This window comes from Symbiobacterium sp. (genome assembly GCF_040797425.1).
Classification (GTDB): Bacteria; Bacillota; Sulfobacillia; order Symbiobacteriales; family Symbiobacteriaceae; genus Symbiobacterium.
In genome coordinates this window covers 109831-133276 of the sequence record NZ_JBFNEH010000001.1, presented here as the reverse complement: position 1 = coordinate 133276, position 23446 = coordinate 109831, and the positions used below count along the sequence as shown (strand labels likewise).

Annotated in this window: 20 protein-coding genes and 2 tRNA genes; 11 read left to right on the top strand and 11 right to left on the bottom strand. The window is 69.4% G+C overall.

What is annotated here, in order from left to right:
* Positions 1-1338 precede the first annotated feature (1338 nt).
* Positions 1339-1986 carry a hypothetical protein gene (locus tag AB2385_RS00775; RefSeq protein WP_367652992.1) on the top strand — a complete coding sequence of 216 codons (648 nt, stop codon included), beginning with the start codon at positions 1339-1341 and terminating at the stop codon, positions 1984-1986.
* 48 nt (positions 1987-2034) lie between these two features.
* Here AB2385_RS00775 and AB2385_RS00770 read toward each other — a convergent pair whose 3' ends face one another.
* Entirely contained in the window at positions 2035-5295 is a 3261-nt protein-coding gene (locus AB2385_RS00770) for an FAD-dependent oxidoreductase (RefSeq protein WP_367652991.1), read from the bottom strand.
* A 57-nt stretch (positions 5296-5352) separates the two neighbouring features.
* A complete protein-coding gene (locus AB2385_RS00765; RefSeq protein WP_367652997.1) occupies positions 5353-6984 on the bottom strand; it encodes a xylulokinase in 1632 nt (543 codons plus the stop codon).
* A 458-nt stretch (positions 6985-7442) separates the two neighbouring features.
* Between AB2385_RS00765 and AB2385_RS00760 the strand changes: the two genes are divergently transcribed.
* On the top strand, positions 7443-8666 hold the full coding sequence (locus tag AB2385_RS00760) for an ROK family protein (RefSeq protein WP_367652990.1): 1224 nt from the start codon (positions 7443-7445) through the stop codon (positions 8664-8666).
* 164 nt (positions 8667-8830) lie between these two features.
* On the top strand, positions 8831-9160 hold the full coding sequence (locus AB2385_RS00755; protein ID WP_367652989.1) for a hypothetical protein: 330 nt from the start codon (positions 8831-8833) through the stop codon (positions 9158-9160).
* Between the two features lie 106 nt (positions 9161-9266).
* Here the strand turns inward: AB2385_RS00755 and AB2385_RS00750 are convergent, their stop codons facing one another.
* From AB2385_RS00750 to AB2385_RS00720, 7 genes are all read right to left on the bottom strand, one after another.
* Positions 9267-9413, bottom strand: coding sequence for a hypothetical protein (locus AB2385_RS00750; protein WP_367652988.1), 147 nt, complete (start codon positions 9411-9413; stop codon positions 9267-9269).
* Between the two features lie 686 nt (positions 9414-10099).
* Positions 10100-11296 carry an SLBB domain-containing protein gene (locus AB2385_RS00745; RefSeq protein ID WP_367652987.1) on the bottom strand — a complete coding sequence of 399 codons (1197 nt, stop codon included), beginning with the start codon at positions 11294-11296 and terminating at the stop codon, positions 10100-10102.
* Positions 11293-12084 (bottom strand): formate dehydrogenase accessory protein FdhE, encoded by a 792-nt coding sequence (locus AB2385_RS00740; RefSeq protein WP_367652986.1) that lies wholly within the window; start codon positions 12082-12084, stop codon positions 11293-11295. Before AB2385_RS00740 ends, AB2385_RS00745 begins: the two co-directional genes overlap by 4 nt.
* A 95-nt stretch (positions 12085-12179) precedes the next feature.
* Positions 12180-12899, bottom strand: a complete 720-nt coding sequence (locus AB2385_RS00735; RefSeq protein ID WP_367652985.1) for a formate dehydrogenase subunit gamma — start codon at positions 12897-12899, stop codon at positions 12180-12182.
* A gap of 12 nt (positions 12900-12911) precedes the next feature.
* Complete coding sequence (locus AB2385_RS00730; RefSeq protein WP_367652984.1) at positions 12912-13787, bottom strand: 4Fe-4S dicluster domain-containing protein; 876 nt, start codon at positions 13785-13787, stop codon at positions 12912-12914.
* A gap of 6 nt (positions 13788-13793) precedes the next feature.
* Positions 13794-16262 (bottom strand): formate dehydrogenase-N subunit alpha, encoded by a 2469-nt coding sequence (gene fdnG / locus AB2385_RS00725; RefSeq protein WP_367652983.1) that lies wholly within the window; start codon positions 16260-16262, stop codon positions 13794-13796.
* Positions 16263-16274: 12 nt separating this feature from the next.
* Entirely contained in the window at positions 16275-16859 is a 585-nt protein-coding gene (locus AB2385_RS00720) for a hypothetical protein (RefSeq protein ID WP_367652981.1), read from the bottom strand.
* A 458-nt stretch (positions 16860-17317) separates the two neighbouring features.
* Here AB2385_RS00720 and AB2385_RS00715 point away from each other — a divergent pair, with 458 nt between their 5' ends.
* On the top strand, positions 17318-18391 hold the full coding sequence (locus AB2385_RS00715) for a sensor histidine kinase (RefSeq protein WP_367652980.1): 1074 nt from the start codon (positions 17318-17320) through the stop codon (positions 18389-18391).
* Positions 18363-19001: a response regulator gene (locus AB2385_RS00710; protein WP_367652979.1), complete on the top strand. Its 639-nt coding sequence runs from the start codon at positions 18363-18365 to the stop codon at positions 18999-19001. Before AB2385_RS00715 ends, AB2385_RS00710 begins: the two co-directional genes overlap by 29 nt.
* A 155-nt stretch (positions 19002-19156) precedes the next feature.
* Here AB2385_RS00710 and AB2385_RS00705 read toward each other — a convergent pair whose 3' ends face one another.
* Together AB2385_RS00705 and AB2385_RS00700 are read right to left on the bottom strand one after the other, a co-directional pair.
* Entirely contained in the window at positions 19157-20803 is a 1647-nt protein-coding gene (locus tag AB2385_RS00705; protein WP_367652978.1) for a cache domain-containing protein, read from the bottom strand.
* Positions 20761-21135 carry a hypothetical protein gene (locus tag AB2385_RS00700; protein ID WP_367652977.1) on the bottom strand — a complete coding sequence of 125 codons (375 nt, stop codon included), beginning with the start codon at positions 21133-21135 and terminating at the stop codon, positions 20761-20763. Before AB2385_RS00700 ends, AB2385_RS00705 begins: the two co-directional genes overlap by 43 nt.
* Positions 21136-21327: 192 nt before the next feature.
* On the opposite strand from AB2385_RS00700, the gene AB2385_RS00695 reads away from it, so the two are divergent.
* The 6 genes from AB2385_RS00695 to rplK all read left to right on the top strand — a co-directional run bounded on the left by AB2385_RS00695 (position 21328) and on the right by rplK (position 23420).
* Positions 21328-21404, top strand: a tRNA-Met gene (locus AB2385_RS00695).
* A gap of 145 nt (positions 21405-21549) precedes the next feature.
* Positions 21550-21714, top strand: coding sequence for a 50S ribosomal protein L33 (gene rpmG, locus AB2385_RS00690; protein WP_367652976.1), 165 nt, complete (start codon positions 21550-21552; stop codon positions 21712-21714).
* 45 nt (positions 21715-21759) lie between these two features.
* A tRNA-Trp gene (locus AB2385_RS00685) sits at positions 21760-21835 on the top strand.
* Positions 21836-22065: 230 nt separating this feature from the next.
* The gene (gene secE / locus AB2385_RS00680; protein ID WP_367652975.1) at positions 22066-22269 is read left to right on the top strand and encodes a preprotein translocase subunit SecE; all 204 of its coding nucleotides are present in this window, start codon (positions 22066-22068) and stop codon (positions 22267-22269) included.
* 54 nt (positions 22270-22323) lie between these two features.
* A complete protein-coding gene (nusG, locus tag AB2385_RS00675; protein ID WP_367652974.1) occupies positions 22324-22854 on the top strand; it encodes a transcription termination/antitermination protein NusG in 531 nt (176 codons plus the stop codon).
* 146 nt (positions 22855-23000) lie between these two features.
* Positions 23001-23420: a 50S ribosomal protein L11 gene (gene rplK / locus AB2385_RS00670; protein ID WP_367652973.1), complete on the top strand. Its 420-nt coding sequence runs from the start codon at positions 23001-23003 to the stop codon at positions 23418-23420.
* The last annotated feature ends 26 nt before the right edge of the window (positions 23421-23446 follow it).

The following is a 23446-nucleotide window of genomic DNA, read 5'->3' as shown; positions in this document are numbered from 1 at the left end:
GTGCCGGGGTCAAGCCGAACGCCGCCGACCTCAGGTCAGCGGCGTTCTGCTCTACGTGCGCCCAGCATGGGTGCTGACTTGTCAAAGCCCTCGGACTTGCCTACTGGCAGACCCAAGGGCTGAAAAGCCTGAAGGACAGCTACGAATCGACTCGGAGTGCTTGACGAAACGCCGGATGCGTGACCAGCATGTCCGGTGTTGCGAGAGGCCGTGGGGCGACCCTACGGTCTACTCGATGCATCGTGGGGCCGCCCTGGTGCCGGGCAAGATCTGAAGCTGTGTTTTGATGCCGGAGCGGTAGTGAGATGCTGGGATCGGAAGGATTTCGACTTGAGTTGCGGGGCGGAAGTGCAAAACGATCGGCTGCCGCGGGGGTCGAGGGCGAGGAGGGGGTGGTTTGGCTCTCGTTGAGGCTTTGGTGGGCGGGGGGGTTGGCCTCACGGGGGCTTGGGGGGCTGGACAGGCTGGTCTCACTGAGGCTTGGGGGCGGGGTAGGTTGGCTCGTGCGGGGCTTGGTGAACAGTGCAGTGAGCGTGGGCGAAGGCCTTGCTGCGGGGGTATGGGGCAGCGTTGGCGTGTCCGATCGGCGGCGGGAGCCGATGGATTTCGACTTGGCTGGGGAGCGGAAGTGAAAAACGATCGGGCGCCGCGGTGTGCGGGGGGGCGAGGAGGGGCGGGGTGGCTCTCGTAGGGGCTTGATGGGCGGGGGGGGTGGGTCGCCCTGGGGCTTGGTGGCGGGGTGGGTTGGGTCTTGCAGCGGCTCCGGGCCTGGTGAACAGTGCAGTGAGCGGGGGTGAGGGCCTCGTTGCGGGGGTGTGGGGCGGCGCGGGCGTGTCGGACCGGCGGCGGGAGCCGACGGATTTCGATTTGGCTGCGGCCCGGAAGTGAAAAACGATCGGCCACCGAGAAGGAGAAGCATCCAGTGATGGATAATATTTCCTCCTGGTGATGCGTGTGCGCTTGCGGCTCATTTGCGTTCCAGATCGATTGTGGGCCGACCGGACGATCCCTGAGGGAGCGAAGCTGCTCTGGTGCTTCGTAGTCGCACTCATGCACGTGCGGAGTGAGTTCACGTTCAAGGAGCTCTGCACGAAAGTGGGCATCAGTCTCCCCAGCCTCCACAAGTACCTGGACGTCTTGTCTAAAGCGGGCTGGCTGCTTTACGAGCGGATGAGCCTTCGGGTTGTGCGCTGCCAGCCTCTCGGCTTGGAGAACGGCCCCCGCCTCATTCTGCCCTCTGACCTGTTGTTTGACAGCTGCCTCCCCCGAGGAGCCTGTTGGACGTGGGGGGTCATCTTTCGGCTGGGTGGGCGGTTCGAATTCAAGGACCTGGCGAGGATGACCAGCTACAGCCAGGACACCCTGAGCAAGCACATTCGCCAGCTGATCGCGTGCCGGTGGCTCATCGGGGGCCCGCAGCGGCAGGGCCCGCGCGTGGTCTACACCTGTCGCGGTGCGAATCCACATGCCATCAAGCGGGCGCAGGAGTTGCGGGAGTTGGAGCGGGGGCTGCAGGCAGCCAAGAACACTCCCGGCTACTCCCTGGGCCAGTTCATCCTCGCGCACCTCATCCGGGAGATGTGCCCCGGCGTGACAGTCCTGGAGAACGTCGAGCTGACCGGCCTTGCCAATATCGACACCGGGGGTCGCATGCACTGCGACTTGTTGTTGCCGGACGAGAAGATTGCCATCGAATTCCAGGGGAACCAGCACGCGGGACCGACCGAACTCTACCCCAGCGTGGAGGAGTTCCACGCCCAGAGAAGACGGGACTTGCTCAAGCGCGGTCTGTGCCAGGAGCTGGGCTTTGAAGTGGTATCCATATGGGCGAAAGAGCTAAGTTGCGAGGGGATCCGGGGGGCGCTTGGTCATCGCCTCAAGTTCAAGGAAGACCTGGAGGATCGGTGGCATATCGTCCTGTTCCTCGAACAAGTGGCGGAGCGGTACCGGAAAGCGGCCAGCAGGGGGCAGCGCAAGGCCATCTGACGCGAGAAGCCCGCTGTCACGGCGCAGCGGGCTTCGAGGATGCCAAGGTTATCCGCGGGGAGGGCACCACGGTCTCGGCCGCCAGTGCCGCACCAGCGCCAGCCAGCCCCGCCACACATCCGGGTCGGGCGGCAGCGCACGCCCCGAGAGACGTACCAGCTCCTGGTGGGCGTGGCGGACCAGCGGCCGGCGGGAGTCGCACAGGTACTGGACCAGCACCTCCAGCCCCTCCGGGGCGCCGCAGCGGGCCAGCGCCCGGCAGATGGTCAGCTCCAGGAAAGCCGCCCGCTCGGCGAAGAAGTCAGGCGTGACCGGCGCCGTGGTGACCCGGTTGTGGAAGAGCGGCTCCTGGTGCAGCCGCCGCAGGGCAGGAACGCACTGGGGGTCGCCGAGGCGCTCGGCGATGTCGCAGGCGGCGTCCACGTAGTGGAAAACGCCGCTCATCGGGTCCCGGAACCGCTCCTCGGTGGGGTGGATGCGCTCCACCACCCGCATCAGCACGGGGATTGCCCGCCGGTCGCGCACCATCGCCAGGGCGTGGAGCAGGTAGGCGAGCTCGGGCATGGCCCCGTGGTCCGGCGACGCCTGGGTGTAGCGGATGTGCACCGTCCGCGGGGGCAGTACGTCTCCGGCGAGGTGCGGCGCGATGGCCTCCAGCAGCACGGGGGTGGCTGCTTGGTCGCCGTACCAGGCCAGGGCCCGGGCGATGTGCAGGCGCCCGGGATGGTCAGGCCGCTCCAGGGCCGCCCGGAGCAGCGGCACGACGGCCGGGCCGGCGGTGCAGATCTGCACGAAGGGGATCGGCGTGCGGCGGACTTCGTCCATCTCCATCTCGCCGTACAGGAAGAGCGGCTCGGCGTCGTTCAGGCTGTCGATCCAGCCCTGCATCTCCTCCGTCGTGGGCGGGCGGTCGGCCTCCAGTTCCCGCGCCGCGAGGCTGGCGGGGAGCAGGCCCTCGGCCACCAGCGTGGCCTGCAGTTCGTGGACCGGCAGCGCCCGGAGCGCCACCCCCGACCGGGCGGCCCGGGCGGCCGCTGTGCCGGTGGCGTAACCCAGGTTCTCCAGGTCTGCCTGCATGCGGATGGGCGGCAGCGCGTCGTGGGTGGCGGAGATGGCCTTGCCCGTCACCAGCAGCCCCTCCACGCCGACCGGGAGCAGGGCCCGGTACGGAATCTCGATCTCGAGGTTGGGTGGGAGGAGCCCGAGCCGCAGCCAGTCCGAGGTGTTGTGCCCTTTGATGTCGTGGTTGCTGAAGTGCAGGCTGATCACGTCTGGCCAGCGGCGCAGCGTGAGGAAGTCGGTGAGGGTGAGGCGGACGTCGCCCAGCACGTGGCGGCTCTCCCGGGGCGCCACGTAGGGGCCGTGGTCGTGGCCGGGCATCCGGCGGCGGCCCGACAGGATTGCACGGGTGTAGTCGAAGGGGTCCCCCACGTCCACGGCGCTGGTGAAGTTGTTTTGGAAGACGCCGGGCCGGGGCTGGGGCGCCAGCGAGTACCACATCGTCGCCCCCTCCCGGTCGGAGCCGTAGACGGCTTCGGCGCCGGCGAGCACGGCGGCATCGCCGTCGCCCGTGGCGTCCACCGTCACCCTGGCCGTCACCTCCACCAGGCAGTCGGGTGCCGCCAGCCGCGCGCCGGTGACCCGGCGGGGGCCGGGCTGGCGGTCGGCCAGTACGTCCATCAGCACGGTGTTGAGCAGGAGTTCAGCCCCGGCGCCGCGCAGCAGGTCGAGCCAGGCCAGCGCCTTGGCCTCGGTGTTCCACTTGTTGCCCTGGCAGCCCGTTTGGTCGTGCTGCTCGGCTACACGGGCGGAGACCTCCTGGTTGAAGCCTGTCCTACGGCCGAACCAGTAGGAGTCGACGCCGCCCAGCGTCCCCGTTCCGCCCGGAGCCGGGTTCATGTCGGCCACCAGGGTAACGGCGCCGTGCCGGGCCGCGCCGACGGCCGCCGCGGCGCCGCTGGTGCCGCCCCCAATCACCAGCACATCGACCGTGCGCCGGATCACCGGCAGGGTGCGCAGCGGCGCTTCCGCCGGCCGGTCATGGGACGGCGGCGGCGTGGTGGCGGCGCAAGGAACGGCCGTGGCAGACGAAGTGGGGCCGGCGGACGGAGTAGCGACAGCGGCCGCGGTGGCGTCGGCGGACGCGGCGACGACAGTGGCCGGGGAGGCGACACGGGGCGGGGCGAGGACAGCGGAGGGGGCAGCGACAGCGGGCGGGGTGACACCGGCGGATGGGGTGGCGGCAGCCGACCGAGCGGCCGACAGGGCAGGCCCTGGCGAGGTTGCCAAGTCTGCGACCTGTGTGCCCACTGACAGACCCAGCCGAGTCAGGGCCGCGGGGTCGAGGTAGAGGCGCGCCGCCTCGTCGTCGGGCAGGTCGGTGCAGGCCGAGGCCACGAACAGCCGCTGCCCGGGGTCGGGTTCGACCCGCCAGAGGGGCGGCACCGCCAGTTCGTGGCTGGTGGATGCCAGCCGCATGCCGGAGAAGGCCGGGTGATTTTCCCGCATCCAGCGGCACAGGTCGGCCCCGATCCACCGGGCGCGCTGCTCCGCGTCCTGCTGCCAGCCGGGCTCGCCTGCGGCCGGGACGTCCATGGCGTACTCCAGGAGCACGTGGCCGAGGTCGCGGGCGTACCCCGCGTGCAGCCGCCAGGCGGGCGTGAGCTTCTCAGGAATGGACACGCCGCCCGCCCTCGGGTCGCCCGCCGGCCGGGCACCCGCGGTGTCCACCCCGGTGAGTTCGAGGGTCCGCCAGAGCCGGGCCCCGGCCTGTGCGGTCCGGGCTGACGCCGGGCAGCAGAGCCGGGCGAGCACCGCCTGCTCCGTCGCGTCGATCACCGCGCCGGCGGCGATCGTCATGCGGCCCGCCTTGCCCACCGCCTCCACCTGCAGCGGCCGGCCGGTGCGGATGCCCACGGGGCGGACGGCGTAGAGCAGGGTCACGCCGGCCTCCAGGAGCACGTCCTCCAGGGCGGTCTTGAGCCGGTCGGGAATGAGCGGCAGTTCGGCCTGAACCGGCCCAGGCTCCTGCAGGGGAACGGCGGCTGCGGCAAGCGCTGGCCCAGGCTCCTGGAGGGGGCCGGCGGCTGCGGAAAGCGTCGGCCCCAGCAGGGAGCAGAGCACGTCCAGTTGGGACGGGGTGAGCCACGGGCGCAGGTAAGCCGACACCTCGGCCCCCAGGTAGGTGCGCCGCTCCAGCAGCAGCACCCGGCGGCCGGCCCGGGCCGCGGCCAGGGCGGCCGCGACGCCCGCGAAGGAGCCGCCGCAGACGAGGACGTCGGTGGTCAACTGCCGGTGTGTGGGACCCACACCGATCACCCCCAAGACTACGAGCTTGGCTGCGAAATCACGCGACCAATTGCGGAACTACGAGATCAGCTGCGGAAACGTCGGCTTCAGCTGCATGTAGGCCTGCCGGAAGAGCGGCAGCAGGGCGGCGTACCGGGCCGCCAGCTCCGGGTCGACGGGGACGGCATCTCCGGTGCGGACCATGGCGGCGCAGGCCGCGGCCACGTCCGGGTAGGCGCCGGTGCCCGTCGCAGCCAGGATGGCGGCGCCGAAGGCCGGCCCCTCGTCAACGGCCATCCGCCGGAGCGGCACGCCCAGCGCGGCGGCCAGGATGGTGCGCCAGAGCGGCGAACGGGACCCGCCGCCGGTGATGCGCAACTCCGTCACGTTCACCCCGAGGGCCCGGATGAGGTCCAGGTTGTCCCGAAGGCCGAAGGCTATGCCCTCCATGACCGCACGGGCGAAGTGCGCCCGGGTGTGCTGCAGGCCGATGCCGATGAAGGCGCCCCGGGCGCTCGGATCGGGGTGCGGCACGCGCTCGCCGGTGAGGTAGGGCAGGAAAAGGAGCCCCTCGGCGCCGGCGGGGACGGTGGCTGCCTCACCGGTGATGCGGTCGTAGGGCTCCCGCCCGGCCTGGCGATCCTCCGCCGCGTCCCGGGCGTAGAGCGAATCCCGCAGCCAGCTGAGCGAGCCGCCGGAGGAGAGCATCACGCCCATCACGTGCCACATGCCGGGAACGGCATGGCAGAAGGAGTGCACGGTAGAAAGCGAGTCCTGCGGAAGCCCCGGGGGTGCGACGACCTGGGCCGGGTCGGGGCTCCCCGCGCCGGCGGCGCAGGTCGCGGCGCCGTCCCTCCGGCTGGCTCCCACGCTGTAGCCGGTCCGCACGTGGCCGGGCTGGCGGGTGGCGGCGAACACCACCCCGGAGGTGCCCAGGGCCAGGGAGGCTGCGCCTTCGGAGACGAGGCCCACGCCCACCGCGTTGGCCGCCTGATCGCCGCCGCCGCCCACCACGGGAATGCCGGCGGGGAGGCCGGTCTCCGCCGCGGCCGCCGGGGTGACGTAGCCCGTGACCTCAGGCCCCTCGGCCAGGCGGGGCAGGATGCCGGGGTCGATCTCCAGGGCCGCCAGGATGGGCTCGCTCCAGCGGCGGGCCGCCACGTCCAGAAGCAGCGTGCCGGAGGCGTCGGAAACGTCGGTGGCGTACTCGCCGGTAAGCCGGTAGCGCAGGTAGTCCTTTGGGAGCAGCAGGTGGCGCACGCGGGCGTAAGCCTCGGGCTCGTGTTTGCGGAGCCAGAGGACCTTTGGTGCCGTGAAGCCCGTCAGCGCCCGGTTCCCCGCCAGTGCCAGGAGGCGGTCGGCGCCTACCCGCGCGACGATCTCGTCACACTCCGCCTGGGTGCGCTGGTCGTTCCACAGCAGGGCCGGGCGGATCACCTGTCCCCGGTCGTCCAGGAAGACCGACCCGTGCATCTGGCCCGTGAGGCCCACGCCCCGCACCCGGTCGGGGCCGACCTCGGCCGTGACGCGGCGGAGGCAGGCGGCGGCGGCGGTCCACCAGTCCTCGGGGTTCTGTTCGGTCCAGCCGGGGCGCGGCGTGAGGAGCGGATACTCTTGCACCGCCTGGGCGACCAGCGTGCCGGACCCGTCCACGGCCAGGACCCGGGCGCCGCCGGTGCCGATGTCGATACCGATGTAAATTTCCTTCATGATGATCACCGCTTGCTGCCTTCGATGTCGATTTCTTGCTCAAACGGTTGAGGGAGACCCAGGGTTCGCCGGCCGGCCAGGCAGGCGCGCACCGTCGTCACGACGCGGCCGGCGCGCGTGCCCATCCGCTGGATTTTCTTTATAATGTAAAGTACCATGCCGACGATTTTCACGGCTGGGCCGGAGTTGCTTTCCCGGGATCAGACCATGGCGCCGTCCTCCTTTCCCCGGAAGGTACGTCGTCGGTGCTTGTCTACTGCTTAGATTATCTCCGAAGTTCTTCTCTTTTGGTGGGGCAAGTCCTGCACTGTCGCTGGCGTTCCGCCATGCTTGACGCTGTCGTTCCAACAGTGCTTTCATGTATCAAAGCAAGGAGCGCCCCAGCGGACACCGCCCCGGGCGGTTGTACCCTGGGGGCAGAAGCGCGAGGCGTAAGTAGCGCGTGGGTGGTGAGGCGCGTGGCAAAATCGAATGTCGTGACCGGCAACAGCGACCTGGTCAGGCGGCTGAACCGCTCCCTGGTGTTGGACCTGATCCGGCGCAAGGGGCCGATCTCACGGGCGGACGTGAAGCGGATCACCGGGCTGAACTTCACTACCGTGACGAACGCGGTGACCGACCTGATGGCCGAGGGCCTGGTTCAGGAGGTGGGGCTGGGCACCTCCAGCGGTGGGCGTAAGCCGGTGTTGCTCACGCTGAACCCGACGGCCCGCTACGTGCTCGGCTGCGAGCTCCAGAGTGCGAAGCTGGTGGTGGGTCTCTTCGACCTGGCGGGCCACCTGGTGGTGAGGGCGGACCTGCCCATGCGGCCCACCGACCCGCCCGAGGCCGTGGTGGAGCGCATCGCAACCGCCGCCGACCAGGTGGTGAAGAAGGCCGGCGTGCGGCCGGGGCTGGTGGAGGGGTTGGGAGTTGCCGCGCCGGGGCCGCTGGACCCCGATGAGGGTGTGCTGCTGACCCCGCCCAACCTCCACGGCTGGCAGTCCGTGCCCCTGCGCCAGATGCTGGAGTCGGCCACGGGACTGCCGGTCACCGTGGAGAAGGACGGCAACGCCGCGGCGCTGGGCGAGGTCTGGTTCGGCGTCGGCCAGTCGGTCCAGGACCTGATGCTGATCATCGTGGACGACGGCATCGGCGCGGGCATGACAGTGGGCGGCCGTCTTTACCGGGGCAGCATCGGTGGGGCCGGCGAGATCGGGCACATGACCATCGACCTGGATGGGCCCCGATGCAGCTGCGGCAACTACGGCTGCCTGGAGGCCATCGCTTCGGGCTTCGCCCTGGGCCGCAAGGCACAGGAGATGATCCGGCGGGGTGTGCACAGCCTGCTGGCCGAGGCGGAGGAGATCGGCTCGGCCGAGCTTCTGGCCGCGGCGGAGGCCGGCGACGAACTGGCCACCGACCTGCTGGACGAGTGCGGGCGGATCCTCGGCATCGCCATTGCCAACATCGTGAACCTCTACAACCCCGAACTGATCGTGCTGGCCGGGCGGCTGGCGCAGCGCAGTGACCTGGTTCTTGACCGGGCCGTGGAGCTCGGACGGGCCCGCGCCTTCTCGGTGCTGAGCGAGCACGTGCGGATCCGCCGCTCGGCGCTGGGAGAGCGGTTCCTGGTGGCAGGAGCCGCGTCGCTGGTGCTGTCGGAACTGCTGCAGGGCCCGGTGGAGGTTCGGCCCTCCTGATCCGCGGCCCCACCTGTGTCCGCCGGCCGCGCTGGTTCAAGTGCCGGAAGCCGTTCGGCCCGAGGCGCGCCTCGCCGCGCCCGCGTGCACGGCTGCAAGTCCGCATAAGGCAAGGGCCCCGGACGCATAGTAAGGGCGGACCTACTTGCGAAAGGGGCACAGACATGGCAGAGGACCAGCAGAGGAACAACCGCACCACGGACCGGACCGGCGCGGCGAACGGCGCCGCAACGAACACACAGGGTGCCGGCGGTCCCACGATGGCTGAGGGTGCCGCCGGACTTGGTGGTGCCATCGTCGGCGCCACGCTGGGTTCCGCGGCCGGCCCGCTGGGGACCGCCGTCGGCGCCGTGGCGGGCGGACTTGGTGCCGCCGCCATGATTGACGGGGGCCAGGGCGCCAACCAGACCGGAAATCAGAATCAGGCCCGCGCCCGCAACCAGACCGGCAACGATCAGACTGGCGGGGACACGTCGGGGCAGAATCGGCAGTAGGTGATGCGCAAACAAACAGCCCGAGCGGAGCGCTTCCGCCCGGGCTGCAGTGTTGTTGGGATGCGGGACGCCGGCAGACGGCCCCGACTTGGCCCTCCGCTTGTCGTCAAGTGGTAAGGAACACCCAGATCAAGTAGACGAGGGAGCCTACCAGGAAAGCAGGCACCACGGCCAGGTAAACCAGGTTGAGGCGCGTCAGCCAGTCGCTGTTGCGGTAGGTCTGATAGTACTCGCGGTGTGTTTTCCTCAGCATCATGCTCCCTCCATTCCGCCGCCCGAATCTGCTATTCCCTCACCCTGAGCGTAACGCAGGACCGCGTAGACCTGGTAGACACACAAGGACGCAGTGGCGCGTGCTGACTGAGCGCCATGGGTTCCGGTACCTGGCTTACGATTTGGGAAGTAGGGGGCCATCCTACGCGAGTCGGAAGGGGAAAGCAGGCGCCCCCGGACGGGTCCGGGGGCGGAGACGTCCGGTCGGCGCATGGTCGCCGATGTGCCGGCCGGCCAGAATCAGGTGCCCAGTCGGGTCACACCATGGCACAGAAGGACGCCGCGGAGAAGAAGGGCGAAAACGACCATGACGAGGATCATGATCCCAAATGCGGGCCGTAGGACTAGTTCCAGCGCAGAGAACAGTGGTATGGCCAGGAGCTTGTCCAGGAGCCGGTTCCGCAGTGCCGGTGCCATGACTGAGTTGAACAAATGCGGGACCGACGAGCACGAGGTCACTTGGGGTTCCCACTGTCGGGCACGCTCCTCTGCTCAGAGACCGTTCCGCCTGAGCCTCCAGCGGGACTGCGGCCGACCTGCCGCCTTGTGGAGCCCGTTTTCAGGGTAAAAAGCCGCAGGAGTCCACCGAGCCGTTCAAACCGACGTCAGGCGGGCGCACGGCGCGCAAAGACCCCCGGGGGCGGTTGCCTCCAGGGGCCTTGAGCTTCACACACGCGAGGCTTGCCACTCCGGGCCGGGGAACTCCTGCAGCGCCCGCAGCACGAACTGCGCCGTTCCGGTGGGCAGGTCACAGTTGCCCCGGCCGTAGAGCAGCACCTCGGCCCGGGCACGGGCCTCCTGCAAGTCGCCGCACTGCAGGGCCCGCACCAGGGCCAGGTGGCCCTCCTTGCACCCCTGGCACTGGCCGCAGGAAGCCTGCGCCAGCAGGCCCACGTTTTCCCGCACCAGTTCGAGCAGCGAACCGCCCGCCCGGCGGAACACCACCACGGCGGAGTTGCCCATGGTCGTCCCCAGCGCGACCAGGTCCTCGTAGGTGAGCGGCACGTCCAGCTCGTCCGGGCGCAGGGGTCCGGAGCCGAGGCCGCCCGGGAGGACGGCCAGGATGTCGTCCGAGGGCGGGGCGCCGGCGATGCGCAGCAGGTCCCGGAGAAGCGTTCCGTAGGGGACCTCGTAGACGCCGGGGCGGGAGACGCCGCCGGTGACGGTGAAGAGCGCGGTGCCCGGGCAGGTGCGCGTGCCCACCGCCCGGATCCGGTCCGGGCCCTGCCGGAAGAGCGCCGCCACCAGGGCGAGGCTCTCCACGTTCTGCACGAGAGTGGGGCAACCCCTGAGGCCCGCCTCCTCGGGCCGGGGCGGCTTCGGCTGGGGGTAGCCTTCCAGCCCTGCCAGGGCGTCCAGCAGGGCCGTCTCCTCGCCCGAGACCGCTGTCGGCGCGGAGGGCTGGACGGTCACCGTCACGGTGCCGAGCAGCCCGGCCTCCGCCGCCTCGGCCACCGCGGCGCGGGACCCGTCCAGCGCTGCGGGGGAGTCGCCCCGCACATAGAGGAAGGCCTGCCTGGCCCCCACCGCCTCCGCCGCGATGAGGAGCCCCTCCAGCACCCGGTGGGGGAAGTGCGCGAGCAGGTACCGGTCCTTCTGGCTCACGGCCTGCGACTCGGCGCCGTTGGCCACCACGTAGCGGTCGGTCACCACCGCCCGGACCATGCGGCGCCACTTCACCCAGAGGGGGCAGCCTGAGCCGCTCCCGCCGCGGCCGCGCAGGCCTGCCGCCTCCACCTGCTCCAGGGCCCACCGGCCGCCCTCGGCGCGCACCCGTTCCAGCCCGGCGTAGCCGCTTCGGGCCCGGTAGGCGCCCAGATCCTCCCGTCCCTCGGGGCAGGGCTCGGTGATCAGGTGGGTCACTGGGCGCGGCCTCCCCTCCGGTAGCCCTCCTGCTCGGCCAGCAGGTCCAGCTGCAGCGTGCGCGCGTCCTCCAGGTAGAGGTCGACCCGCGGCATGGCCAGGTGGCCGCCGTGCCGCTGGTCCAGCGTCTTGATGTAGCCCCCGCACTGGTCGCACACCTCCACCCGCCAGGGCTCCATCCCCTCCAGGGTGAGGATGCTCACCTTCCGGACGTCGTCAGTGCCGCAGACGGCGCAGGTGAGCCGATGGTGCTCCCACTGGGTGTCGCACTGCGGGCAGTGGAGGTGGCGGATGTTATCGGGGTCGATGCGGCAGAGGTCCGCTGCGGTGCCGCAGACCGGGCAGCGGGTCTGCCGCCACAGGTGGAGCGGGGCGACGCGCTCCAGCGCCCGGGCGAAGCGGGCCATGACGGGCTGGAGTGCCAGCCCGCCCAGGGCGAGCAGCATGTCCTCCTCCACGCCGTAGCGGGCCGCCCAGGAGGCAGAGTCGCCGCCGTTCAGCAGGGTTTCCGCCAGCGAGCGCCGGTCGCCGGGCGCGGCCGCAGCCAGCCCCTCCGCCAGGGGGCGCGCCTCGGGGCGGCTCTCGGCGTAGAGGGAAGCCAGGTCGGCCAGCAGTGCGGCGAACCGGTCGGGGGCGATGGGCGGGTCGACGAGTTGGATCAGCGGCTCGCCGCGGGTGAGGGCGGCCTCTGCCTCCGCGGCGGTGGGAAGCGGCTCGGGCGCCGGCAGCTCATCCTGCCAGCGCCGGGCCCGCTCGCGCCACGCGCGGAGGAATTCCAGCGACTGCATCAGCTACTTCCTCCTTCAGCAGCGCCGTCCCCAGCGGGCGCTGGGGACGGCGTGGAATCCGCCTCACACAGTGGGGTGAGGCACCGCCGCGGCGCTCAGCGCGCTTCGGCGGCGCCCTCGACACCCCGGATCTGGGCCGTGCCGTTTCGAATCTCCCGCTCGACCCACTCGGAATGGTCGAGCCTGGCGTACTGGAGCTCCATCCAGCCATTCACCATGGAGGAGAGGGAGCGCCGGGTGAACGGGTGGATCGCCGTGAGGTACACGTGGAGCAGGAAGAGCCCGGAGCCCAGGAAGAAGCTGAGCGAGTGGATCAGCTGGGCGACGTGGAACGCCCCGTCGCTGACCGTTCCCCGGCCGAGCCACATCACCAGGCCCGAGCCGATGAAGGTGAAGTAGGTGGTGAACACCACGTAGAAGTTGACCTTGTGGCCGCCGTTGAACTTCCCCTGCGGCGGCAGCTGGCCCCGGCCGGTGGTGTAGTAGAGCGGGGCGACCAGCATGTATTTGAGGTCTCTCTTCCCGAACGAGAAGAGCTCCTTCAGGTCCGGCCAGACGGACTTCGGGTCACCCAGGAACCAGATCAAGGGCGACGTCATGAGCCCGATCGCCGCGATGCGATGGACCAGCCGGAGCGTCTGGCCGACGCTGCCCTGGAGCAGGGGGCCGAGCCCCACGGCGGGCTCGGTGGGGTCGCCCCGCCAGAGGAACGTGAGGCCGGTGAGGGCGAGGATGATCCACGAGCCGCCGTAGACCCAGTGGAAGACCACCTGGACCCGCGAGAACTTCTTGATGCTGCCGGATGCGCGTGCCACGTGAATCCCCCCTCAGTCGTGCGCCGTCGCGCCGGTCTCGTGCGGCGAGAGGCCGCCCTTGAACACCCGGCGTGCCGCAATCCAGTTGATCACCAGGCCGAAGAGGCCCACCCCCAGCACGGCCTTGCCGATGGGCTGCAGGCCGTACTTCCAGAGTTCGAGAACAGGCGACAGCTTCGGGGCGACCGGCAGGCCGTAGGCCTCGGGCGGCTCCAGTAGCACGTAGAGCTCGTGGAGGCCGCCCATCTCGTCCACGCCGTAGAGGTTGGCGTTCGGGTAGCCCATCGCCTTGAGCTGTTCCACCCGCTGGCGCCCCCACTCGATCAGGGCGTCGCGGTCGCCGAACTTGATGCAGTCGGTGGGGCAGGTGGCCACGCAGGCCGGCTGCATCCCATTCGCAATGCGGTCGAAGCAGAGCGTGCACTTGCCCGCCTTCTGGGCCTTCATCCCCCAGACCGTCCGGTCCACGTGGATGGCGTCGAAGGGGCAGGCCGCCTCGCAGTAACCGCAGCCGATGCAGGCGTCCTGGTTGAGCGTGACCACGCCGTAGTCGCCGTACTGCAGGGCGTCGGTGGGGCAGGCGGTGACGCAGCCGGCGTTGGTGCAATGCATGCAGTTGTGTTTCTGCATCAGCCACTTGGTCATGCCGTTTTCCGCTTCGGTCTCGATGAACTTGATGACCGTCCAGGTCTCGGCGTCCAGATCCGGGTGACTCTGGTACGTGCCCGCCTCCTGGCTGATGCGGGGCTCGTTCTGGTTCCACTGCTTGCAGGCGACCTCGCACCCCTTGCAGCCGATGCACTCCGAGGTGTCGACCAGCATGGCCACGTGCTGTGCGGGGTTGGTCGGATCAGGCCGCCAGGATTCCCAGGTTGCCGCGCGTCCCATGTGCCACTACTCCCCTCCCGAAACCTTGCGCAGGTTGGCCAGGAAGACCTTGGACTCCTGGATCTGCACGTTCACGTCCACCGCCTGCGGCGTCAGCGTGTTGGTGATGTCGCCCTGCACGTGGCCCGAGTTGGGGCCCCAGTGGATCGGCAGGCCGATGAGGTAGGTGAGCCGGCCGCCGACGCGGAGGGGCCGCAGTCGGTTTGTGACCATGGCCTGCACCCGCACCTTGCCCCGGGCGCTCTCGACCTCGACCCAGTCGCCGTTTCGGATGCCCTTCTCCTGCGCCAGCTCCCGCGGGATCTCGCAGAAATGGCGGGCGAAGGCCTCCGCCAGGTACGGCAGGGTGCGCGTCATCACGCCGGAGGTGAGGTGCTCGGTCAGCCGGTAGGTGGTGGCCACGTAGGGGAAGCGCTCGGGGTCGCCCCACACGTCGAACTCGGAGTCATAGATCTTCATGGTGGGGATAGTGCCCTGCTTCCGGTAGAGCAGGTTCGGGGTGGGCGACTCCTTGGGCTCGTAGTGGACGGGGAGCGGGCCGTCGGGCAGCGGCCCCCAGATGCCGCCCAGCCCGTAGGCCTTCATGATGAAGGGCGTGTCGCCGGGAACGCCCAGCGCATGCACCTGGCCGGGCGCCACGGGCAGCATGTCGGGCACGTCGACGCCGGTCCACTTGCCCTCGGCCTCGTCCCACCAGACCAGGGGGACCTTCGACCAGGGCTTGCCCGAGGGGTCGGCGGAGGCCCGGTTGTAGATCACCCGCCGGTTGGCCGGCCAGGCGAAGCCCCAGCCCAGGTGCAGATAGTCGGCGGAGCCGTCGGCCTTCGCCTCGGTCCAGCCGTCGGGCCGGTTGGGGGCGGCCCGCAGGCGGGCGTCGGCCTTGTTCACGCCCTCCTCGGGGTAGACGCCGGAGTAGATCCAGCAGCCGCAGGCCGTGGAGCCGTCGTCCTTCAGCGCCCCGAAGCCGGAGACCGGTTTGCCGGTGGCGACCTCGTAGCCGTTGATCTCCTTCAGGACCTTGATGTGGTCGAACTCGTTCGGGTTGTTGGGGTCGTCGTAGTCCCAGACCAGGTGCTGGATGGGCAGGTCCTTGGCCGCCGTGGAGCCGGCGTAGAGCTGCTTCAGCCGCTTGCCGATCTGCACCATGTACCAGCCGTCGGAGTGGGACTCGCCCATCGGCTCGATCATCTTGTGCTTCCACTGGATCAGCCGGTGGGTGTTGGTGAAGGAGCCCTCCTTCTCCAGCGGGCCGGCGGCGGGGAGCATGATCACCTCGGTCTGGATCTCGGCCGGGTTCATGCCCTCCAGTTTCCAGAATTCGGAGGTCTCGTTGAGGAAGAGGTCGGAGACCACCAGCCAGTCCAGCCTGGCCAGCGCGGCCTGCACCTTGCGGGCATTGGCCGAGCCCACCGCCGGGTTCTGCCCCACCACGATGAGGCCCTTCACGCGGCCTTCGAGGATGGACTGGAAGATGTCATAGTGGCTGTAGGTCTCGCCCGCCGCCATCTTCGGCAGGAAGTCGAAGCAGTAGTCGTTCTCGGCCGTGGCGTGCTCGCCCCACCAGGCCTTGAGCAGGGAGATCAGGAACTTCGGCTTGTTCTCCCAGTAGCTGTTCCGGGTGGTCGTCTTGGCCAGGAAGTCCGAGAGCGACGTGTGGCTCTCGGTGGGCTGGCCCAGATACCCGGGCAGGTCGTGGTAGAGCACCGCCAGGTCGGTGGCGCCCTGGACGTTGGCGTGGCCGCGCAGGGCCGCGATGCCGCCGCCGGCGACGCCGATGTTGCCTAGCAGCATCTGCAGGATGGTGGCCGTGCGGATATTCTGGACGCCCTTGGTGTGCTGCGTCCAGCCCATGGCGTAGACGAGGACGGCGGCCTTGCCGGGAACGCCCGTGGAGCAGACGGTCTCGGCGAACTTGATGAAGTCGTCCACCGGGATGCCGCTGATCTCCGAGACCTTCTCGGGGGTGTACTCGGCGTAGATCCGCTTGATGTGCTGGAAGACGCACTGCGGGTGCTCCAGCGTCGGATCGGCGAGGGGCTTGCCGTCAGGGCCGGTCTGGAAGGCCCAGGTGGACTGGTCGTACTTCCGGGCGTCGGGGTCCCAGCCGGAGAAGAGCCCGTCGTCGAACCGGAAGTCGGGGTGGACCAGCAGGGAGGCGTTGGTGTACTTCACCACGTACTCCCTGTGGAACTTGTTGTGGGTGATGGCATAGTTGATCAGCCCGCCCAGCACAGCGGTGTCGGTGCCCGACCGGAAAGGGATCCACCAGTCGGCCTTGGACGCGGTGCGGTTGTAGCGGGGGTCGACGCAGATGACGGTGGCTCCCTTCTGCTTGGCCCGGAGGAACCACTTGAACGAGATGGGGTGGTTCTCCGCCGCGTTGGAGCCCATGAAGACGACAACGTCCGCGTTGGGGATGTCCCACAGCGCCGTGGTCATGGCGCCGCGGCCGAACGAAGTGCCCAGACCGGGCACGGTGGAGGAGTGTCATATACGGGCGTGGTGCTCGAGGTAGACCACGCCGAGGGCCCGCATCAGCTTGGTGATGAGGTAGCACTCCTCGTTGTCGATACAGGCCGACCCGATGTGGGCAATGGACTCGGTCCGGTTGACCACCAGGCCGTCGGCATTCTTCTCCACGAAGCCCGCGTCCCGCGTCTCCTTGATGCGCTGGGCGATGCGGTCGAGCGCCTCGTCGATGCTGATCTCCTCCCAGCGGTCGGAGCCGGGGCGGCGGATCTTGGCGGTGAGCTGCCGGAGCGGGTTGGGCCTGCCGACGCCGTCATAGGCGAACTGCATCGTGGCCGCGCCCTTGGGGCAGAGCGATCCCTCACTGACGGGGCTGTCGGGGTTGCCCTCCACCTGGAGGAGCTGTCCCTCCCGCACGTAGCCGATGAGGCCGCAGCCCACCGAGCAGTGCGGGCAGACGCTGGGAACCTCCCTGGCCCTGGCGATTCGGGACTCCTTGAGCTCTCGGGCCAGCGCTTCCCGTTCCTCGCTGAACAGGAGCACGGCGGCGCTGGCCGCGGAGAGGCCCGAGAGTCTCAGGAAGGCACGGCGGTTCAGGTTCATCCCTCGATCCTCCTTGCCACCCGTTTGTCACAATGTACACAATGAGGATAAAAGCTGCCCTTACGTATCCCGCAACGTGAATGCCGGGTCAGCGGGCCTGCGCGAGCCTGGCTGCGGATGCGCCGGACGGCTGGGGCCGCGTGGCCGCCGCACCGGCAGGCGCGTCCCGCCGCGGTGGCGCCCGCGGACGCACTCGCTGTCGGCCCGCCTGCCCGACCCCGTGCCGGGTGCTCCGCTTATGCCCGTCGGCCGGACCTGGTGCCGCCCCGGGCACGCCGCGAAAGGGCAGCAAGGGTGTGTCGGAGATAATCTTATACTCTTTGTATCGAATATGAAACGAGTCGCAGGATGGGATTGAAGCCCTCTGTTCGGAGAAGTTCGGTTTGCTGTTCGGGACCCGTTCGTAAGCGATGCACTTTACGTGGCCTAGTGCTTTGGCCTGCGCAGGGGGTGGGCGCATGGGGATGGAGCGGCTGGCGGCGGCGGTGGCCGCTTTGCCCGCGACGGGGCAGGAAGCGGACGTGCTGGCGGCGCTGGTGCGAGCCATCACCTACCTGGGCTATGAGTCCGCCGGGGTGCGGCGCCCGGGTGAGCCGGGTTGGGTCGTGCGCCATCCCGGTGAGCGGGAGCCGGCGCCGGACGTGGCACTGCCCCTAGCGCCGGGCCTGGAGCTGGTGGCCGGCGGGGCCGGCGACAGGGACGGGTTGCAGGTCCTGGCTGTCGTGGCCGGCAAGCTGCTGGAGACGGCCCGAACCCGCACCCGCCTCGCGCAGAAGGCGGAGCGGGCGGAGCGCCGCGCCCGGGAGGTGCTGGAGCGGCACCGGATGCAGACCCTGCGGCTCTCCGAACTCCGAGGGGAACTGGATGACGCGCAGCAGAAGCATCTGCTGCTGAGCGAGCGGAACCGGATCGCGCAGGACCTGCACGATCGGGCGGCGCAGACCAACTTCCTGCTGGCCCTGAAGCTGGACTGGCTGATGAGCGACCTCGCGCCTGATGATCCCATGCGGGCGGAGCTGGAGCAGTTAAGAACGCTGGCCGCCCAGGCCGCGGCGCAGACGCGGGAGGCCATCTACGCCCTGCGCGCGCCGGAACTGACGGAGGGCGGGCTCCAGGGCGGACTGCGCCGTCTGCTCCGGGCGGCGGAGGCCGACGGCTTTACCACGCGGCTCACCGTCACCGGCTCGCCCCGGGAGTTGCCGCCGGAAGTGGAGGACGCGCTCTTCAAGCTGGGGCAGGAGGCGCTGACCAACGCCCGCAAGCACAGTCGGGGGAGCGCCATTATCGTGGCGCTGCGGTACGAGCCCGAGCGGGTGGCGCTGGTCGTGCAGGACAATGGCGTCGGAATAGCGAAAGGCGCAGATATTGAGAAACCCGGACGGTTTGGGATACGGGGAATGCTTGAGCGGGTGAACGCTCTGGGCGGTGAGCTGCACCTGCTGCCCGGCGACGAGGGCGGATTGCTGGTGCGGGCCGTGATCCCGCTGAGGGGGGTGACCAGCCATGGCGATTCGCATCGTGATCGTCGATGACCATGAGTTGCTCCGGGAGGGGCTGAAGTCGCTGCTCTCCCGGGAAGAGGACATGGAGGTGGTCGGCGAGGCGGCCGGCGGTCACGAGGCCCTGGCCCTCTGCCGCAGGCTGAGGCCCGACGTGGTCGTGCTGGACGCGCGCCTGCCCGACATCGATGGGGTCGAGGTCTGCCGGCGGCTGCAGGAGGAGATGCCCGAGGTGGCCGTGCTGATGCTCAGCACGTTCAGCGACGCCGACCTGGTGCTGGCCGCCGTGCGCGCCGGCGTGAAGGGCTATGTGGTGAAGGACGTGCAGGGCATGGACCTCAAGCGGTCGATCCGCCAGGTCGCCCGCGGAGAGGTGGCGATGGACCCCAAGGTCGTGGGCCACCTGATCCGGCACATGCGGTCGCCGGGGACGGACAAGGAGGAACAGCGCATCCCCCTCAACCGGCAGCAGCTCGCCATCATCCGGTTGGTGGCCCAGGGGTACACCAACCGGGAGATCGCCGAGCAGATGTTCCTGAGCGAGAAGACGGTGAAGGGGTACCTCGCCGACGCGCTGCGGCGGATGGGCGTGAAGAACCGGGTCGAGGCTGCCATGGTGGCCTCGAAGAACGGGTGGATCTAGCACGGTCGGCAAGTTCGAACCGTGGCCGGGTCCGGCGCCTCACCGGATGCGGGGCGCGGCGGAGCCGACGGGCGGACCGACGCGGAAGGGGCTGCTCCCCCGAGCGGGAAGCTCGGTGGGGAACAGCCCCTTGAATGTCCCTTCAGCCGGGCGGCTCAGCGCGTCAGCTGGCTCGCAGCCTCCTCCAGGGCGGCTGCCAGCTGGCGGACGCGCGCGGAGGCGGCGCTGAAGTGCTGGACGGCGTCTGCGACGGCTGTGACGGTCGTTCCGGTCTTCCGCACCCTTGCGACCCCGTCGCCGATGGACTCGGCCAGCGCCTCCGCGACGCCGATGACCTGACGGGTGGCGTCTGTGGTGGCGCGGAGCCGCTCTGCGGTCTCCTCGGCCATTCGGGTCAGGTCGGCCATCTGCTGGCTGACGGCACCCGAACGCGCCCCGCTCTCATTCGTCGCCGCCACCAGCGCCCAGACGCGGTCGGTGGTCTCCTCCGTGCGACGGGCGATGTCGGCCAGCGCGGCGTCGCAATCGGCCACCGCCTTCTGGGCCTGCTCCAGGTCGCCGATCAGCCGGTCGAGGCGGCCCAGGAGCTCCGCAGCGTCCGCCGCATCTGCCTCGAGCCTCACGATCTCGAGGGCGGACGTCGCCCGCAGGGCGTCGTGGCGCCCCTGCTGGGCCGCCGCCATTGCAGTGCGCAGCCCCTCCAGCACGGCGTCGAAGGCGCCGCGCGACTCCTGCACCGCCTGGGCGACCAGGGCGACGATGCGGGAGGCGTGGCGCAGCGTACGGGTCTGTTCCTCGGTGCCCGCGTTGATGCGAGCGAGGTCCACCTCGAGGGCGCGCATCCGGGTGCCGGCCTGCCCCGCGCTCTCCGCCAGCCGCTCCGCCGCCTGCACCGCTTCCTCCGCGGCGGCCAGGGCGGCCTTCACGGCCGCCGCGGACCGTGCGTGGTCCCGGGCCAGTTCGTCACCGACGCTGTGAAGTGCCGTGCAGAGGCCGCTGACCCGGGCGGCGCGCTGGGTCATCCCGTCGGCCAGCCGGCGGGCGGCCAGCAGGGGCCCCGCGACCGCCAGGACGGCGCAGACCGCCGCCACGGCGGTGGAGAGGGCGGTAGACCGGGCCAGCTCGGCAAAGGCCGCCTCCGAGATGCCGACGAAGGGCGCCGCGATTACCTGGCCGGACGGGTCGCGTAAGGGAAGATAGATCGTGCGCTGCCACAGCCACCCGCCCACCAGTGCGCGGCCCCGGTACTCCTGCCCGGTCCGGAGGCGCTCCATCACCGCGTCGGAGTACAGGGTGCCCACGGCGCGGTCCCGGCCGCCGACCGCCGGGACGGTGGTGGTCACGCGGATGCCGTCCAGGGCGATGGAGGCGTAGACGGGAAGGTCCTGGGGCGACCGCTGCCGCACCTCGTCCACGATGGCGTGGTCGTTGTTCAGGATGTCGCTCACCAGCACCGCCCCGATCACGGCCCCGTCAGCGCCGCGCACCGGGGCCGCACCCACCAGGGCCAGGGCGTCGGCCAGGACCTGGCCGGTGCGGGGGTCCCGGGAGCCCGGGGTTTCCAGGATCGGCATGCGCACCCGGGCCTGCACCTGCGCCGGTTCCCCCGCCAGCTCCGCTGCGGTGATCACCACAGCGGAATCAACCGGCGCACCGGAGGCCAGCACCTGCTCCACCAGCCCGCCGTAGCGCAGGGCTTCTCCCCGCTGCGGCGAACCGGCGCGGGCAACCACCCGGGCGTCCGGGCCGACCACCGTGATCAGGTCGGCGCCGGAAAGCGACTGCTGGAACGCGTCCAGCACGGGGCTCGGGTCGTGGGCGCGCCCCCCCCCCGGGCCGCCCCCCCCGCGGGGCGGCGGGGGCCCCCCCCCCCCCCCCCCCCCCCCCCCCCCTCCGGGTGCGCGGCCACGGCGACGGCGCGCTCCCGCATGCGGGTCAGGCTGGCGTCGATGAGGGCCTGCTCCAGGTTGATGGCCAGGGTGAGCGCTTCGTCGACCTCCCGCTGCATCTGCTGCTGCACGCGGGCGTTCAGGTAGAGGCTGCCTCCCAGCAGAAGCACCGCGGGCACCAGCGAGGAGACGAAGGCGACAGCCAGGATGCGGCTCCGGAACGAGGGTGGCCAGCGCAACCGCACGACGAGCACCTCCCGTCCTCCAGGGCGCAACGGAGTTCTTCACGGTGATGGAATCCTTCATTTTTATGTTCACATTCTGCGCGTTCCAACTGAACCCTGCGGCGGTGAAGTTTGGCCGGTGTTGGCGGCTGGCGGTTGGGTTGACACGGGCTGCGGACCTGGGGTAGAATCAGTAGTGCTGCAAGCGAACACCGCGGGGTGGAGCAGTCAGGTAGCTCGTCGGGCTCATAACCCGGAGGTCGAGGGTTCAAATCCCTCCCCCGCAACCAAGAAATGCGAGACCGGAGAGGGCATGCCTTCTCCGGTCTTGCTGGCGACCGGCCGCGAGCGCTGCGCTGCAGTTATTGACAGCGGTTCAGCACCGTGGTAACTTATATGGGCATGGTTACTGCCTCGCGGAATGGAGGTGTCAACGTGGCGAAGGCTAGCGCTCGGGTTATCATCACCATGGCGTGCACGGATTGCAAGAGCCGGAACTACTCTACCTATAAGAATAAGAAGAACGATTCGGGCCGTCTTGAGCTGAAGAAGTTCTGCCCGACGTGCGGGCACCATACCCTCCATCGCGAGACCCGCTAAGCCCGAGCAGGAAGTGCCGACGCCTGTGCGCTGTCGGCCCCTTACAGGGGCGTAGCTCAATTGGTAGAGCAACGGTCTCCAAAACCGTAGGTTGCGGGTTCAAGTCCTGCCGCCCCTGCCAGGCAAAAAGGCCGCATCCCGCCGGATGCGGCCTTTTTGCCTGATGTGCGCGGGCCGCTCCGTCGGGCGCGCATAAAACTGGCGCGGTTGGGTGAGGATGTTAGCGTGGTGGCGCGCAATCTGCTCCCGGTCCCTTTACAAGCCCAACAGTCACGTGTTACAATCTTCTACACTGGTCGCGCTGCCAGGTTTTATTTGTGTTGGGCACTTTCTAGTGAGGGTGGTCAGGTCATGGAACGTATTAAGGCCTTTTTTGCGGGCGTCCGCACGTTCCTGATGGAAGTGATCGGCGAACTGAAGAGGGTCGTCTGGCCTACCCGGGAGAGGGTCGTGAAGGCCACCGGTATCGTGGTGGCCATGGTCGCAGCGGTCGCGGGTTTCCTCTACCTCTGGGACCTGGGGCTCGACTGGCTGATGCGGCTGGTTTTCGGGTAGTCGGGAAGCTGGGCAGAAGGCAGGTGAAGGGGGCGCCTTCCGCTCCCCGGGTTCATGGAAGAGAGACAGTGGTATGTCGTCCACACCTACTCCGGGTATGAGAACAAGGTGAAGACCAACCTGGAGAAGCGTGTGGAGTCCATGGAGATGCGGGACAAGATCTTCCAGGTCGTCGTCCCCATGGAGGACGCGGTCGAGATCAAGGACGGCAAGCAGAAGAAGGTCAAGCGGAAGGTCTTCCCCGGCTACGTCCTCGTCGAGATGGTGATGAGCGATGACTCCTGGTACGTCGTGCGCAACACGCCGGGCGTAACGGGGTTTGTCGGGTCTGGCAACAAGCCGATTCCGCTCACTCCCGAGGAGGTCGACGCCATCCTCGGCCGGCCGGCGGAGGACAAGCCCGCCAGCGTGGTGGTCGACTTCGAGGTCGGTCAGCCCGTGCGGGTGATTTCCGGGCCGTTCAAGGACCACACTGGCGTGATTCAGGAACTCTTCCCCGAGAAGGGCAAGGCGCGGGTGCTGGTGACCATCTTCGGCCGCGAGACGCCGGTAGAGGTGGACTTCAGCCAGATCGAGGAGATCTGATCTGTCCCATTCCCAAGGCTCCCGCTTTGTGTTAGTATCAATGCGGTCGCGCTCCTGCGCGACCCTTTGGTGTGCGGACCCCGGTCCGCAGTGGGAGGGCGCGCTATCTGCGCCCGCCGTACCACACAACTTAAGGAGGAATCACCGTGGCGAAGAAGGTCACAGCGCTGATCAAGCTGGCTTTGCCGGCCGGCAAGGCGACCCCGGCGCCGCCCGTTGGCCCGGCTCTGGGTCAGCACGGCGTCAACATCATGGCGTTCTGCAAGGAGTACAACGAGCGGACCAAGGATCAGGCCGGCCTCGTGATCCCGGTGGAGATCACCGTCTACGAGGACCGCTCCTTCACCTTCATCCTGAAGACGCCGCCCACCTCCGTTCTGATCAAGAAGGCACTTGGCATTGAGACGGCCTCCGGGAACCCCAAGGCCCAGAAGGTCGGCAAGCTGACCGATGCCCAGGTTGAGGAGATCGCCAAGATCAAGATGCCCGACCTGAACGCCAACGATCTGGAGGCCGCCAAGCGCATCGTCCGCGGCACCGCCCGTTCGATGGGCGTCGAGGCCTAAGGGGCACGGCCTTGGCTTGTGGGAGG

Coding starts and splice junctions, on each gene's coding strand:
- AB2385_RS00775 (WP_367652992.1), top strand. CDS start 1,339: ATGACCAGCTACAGCCAGGACACCCTGAGCAAGCACATTCGCCAGCTG.
- AB2385_RS00765 (WP_367652997.1), bottom strand. CDS start 6,984: ATGAAGGAAATTTACATCGGTATCGACATCGGCACCGGCGGCGCCCGG.
- AB2385_RS00755 (WP_367652989.1), top strand. CDS start 8,831: ATGGCAGAGGACCAGCAGAGGAACAACCGCACCACGGACCGGACCGGC.
- AB2385_RS00750 (WP_367652988.1), bottom strand. CDS start 9,413: ATGCTGAGGAAAACACACCGCGAGTACTATCAGACCTACCGCAACAGC.
- AB2385_RS00740 (WP_367652986.1), bottom strand. CDS start 12,084: ATGCAGTCGCTGGAATTCCTCCGCGCGTGGCGCGAGCGGGCCCGGCGC.
- AB2385_RS00730 (WP_367652984.1), bottom strand. CDS start 13,787: ATGGGACGCGCGGCAACCTGGGAATCCTGGCGGCCTGATCCGACCAAC.
- AB2385_RS00720 (WP_367652981.1), bottom strand. CDS start 16,859: ATGAACCTGAACCGCCGTGCCTTCCTGAGACTCTCGGGCCTCTCCGCG.
- AB2385_RS00715 (WP_367652980.1), top strand. CDS start 17,318: ATGGGGATGGAGCGGCTGGCGGCGGCGGTGGCCGCTTTGCCCGCGACG.
- AB2385_RS00710 (WP_367652979.1), top strand. CDS start 18,363: ATGGCGATTCGCATCGTGATCGTCGATGACCATGAGTTGCTCCGGGAG.
- secE (WP_367652975.1), top strand. CDS start 22,066: ATGGAACGTATTAAGGCCTTTTTTGCGGGCGTCCGCACGTTCCTGATG.
- nusG (WP_367652974.1), top strand. CDS start 22,324: ATGGAAGAGAGACAGTGGTATGTCGTCCACACCTACTCCGGGTATGAG.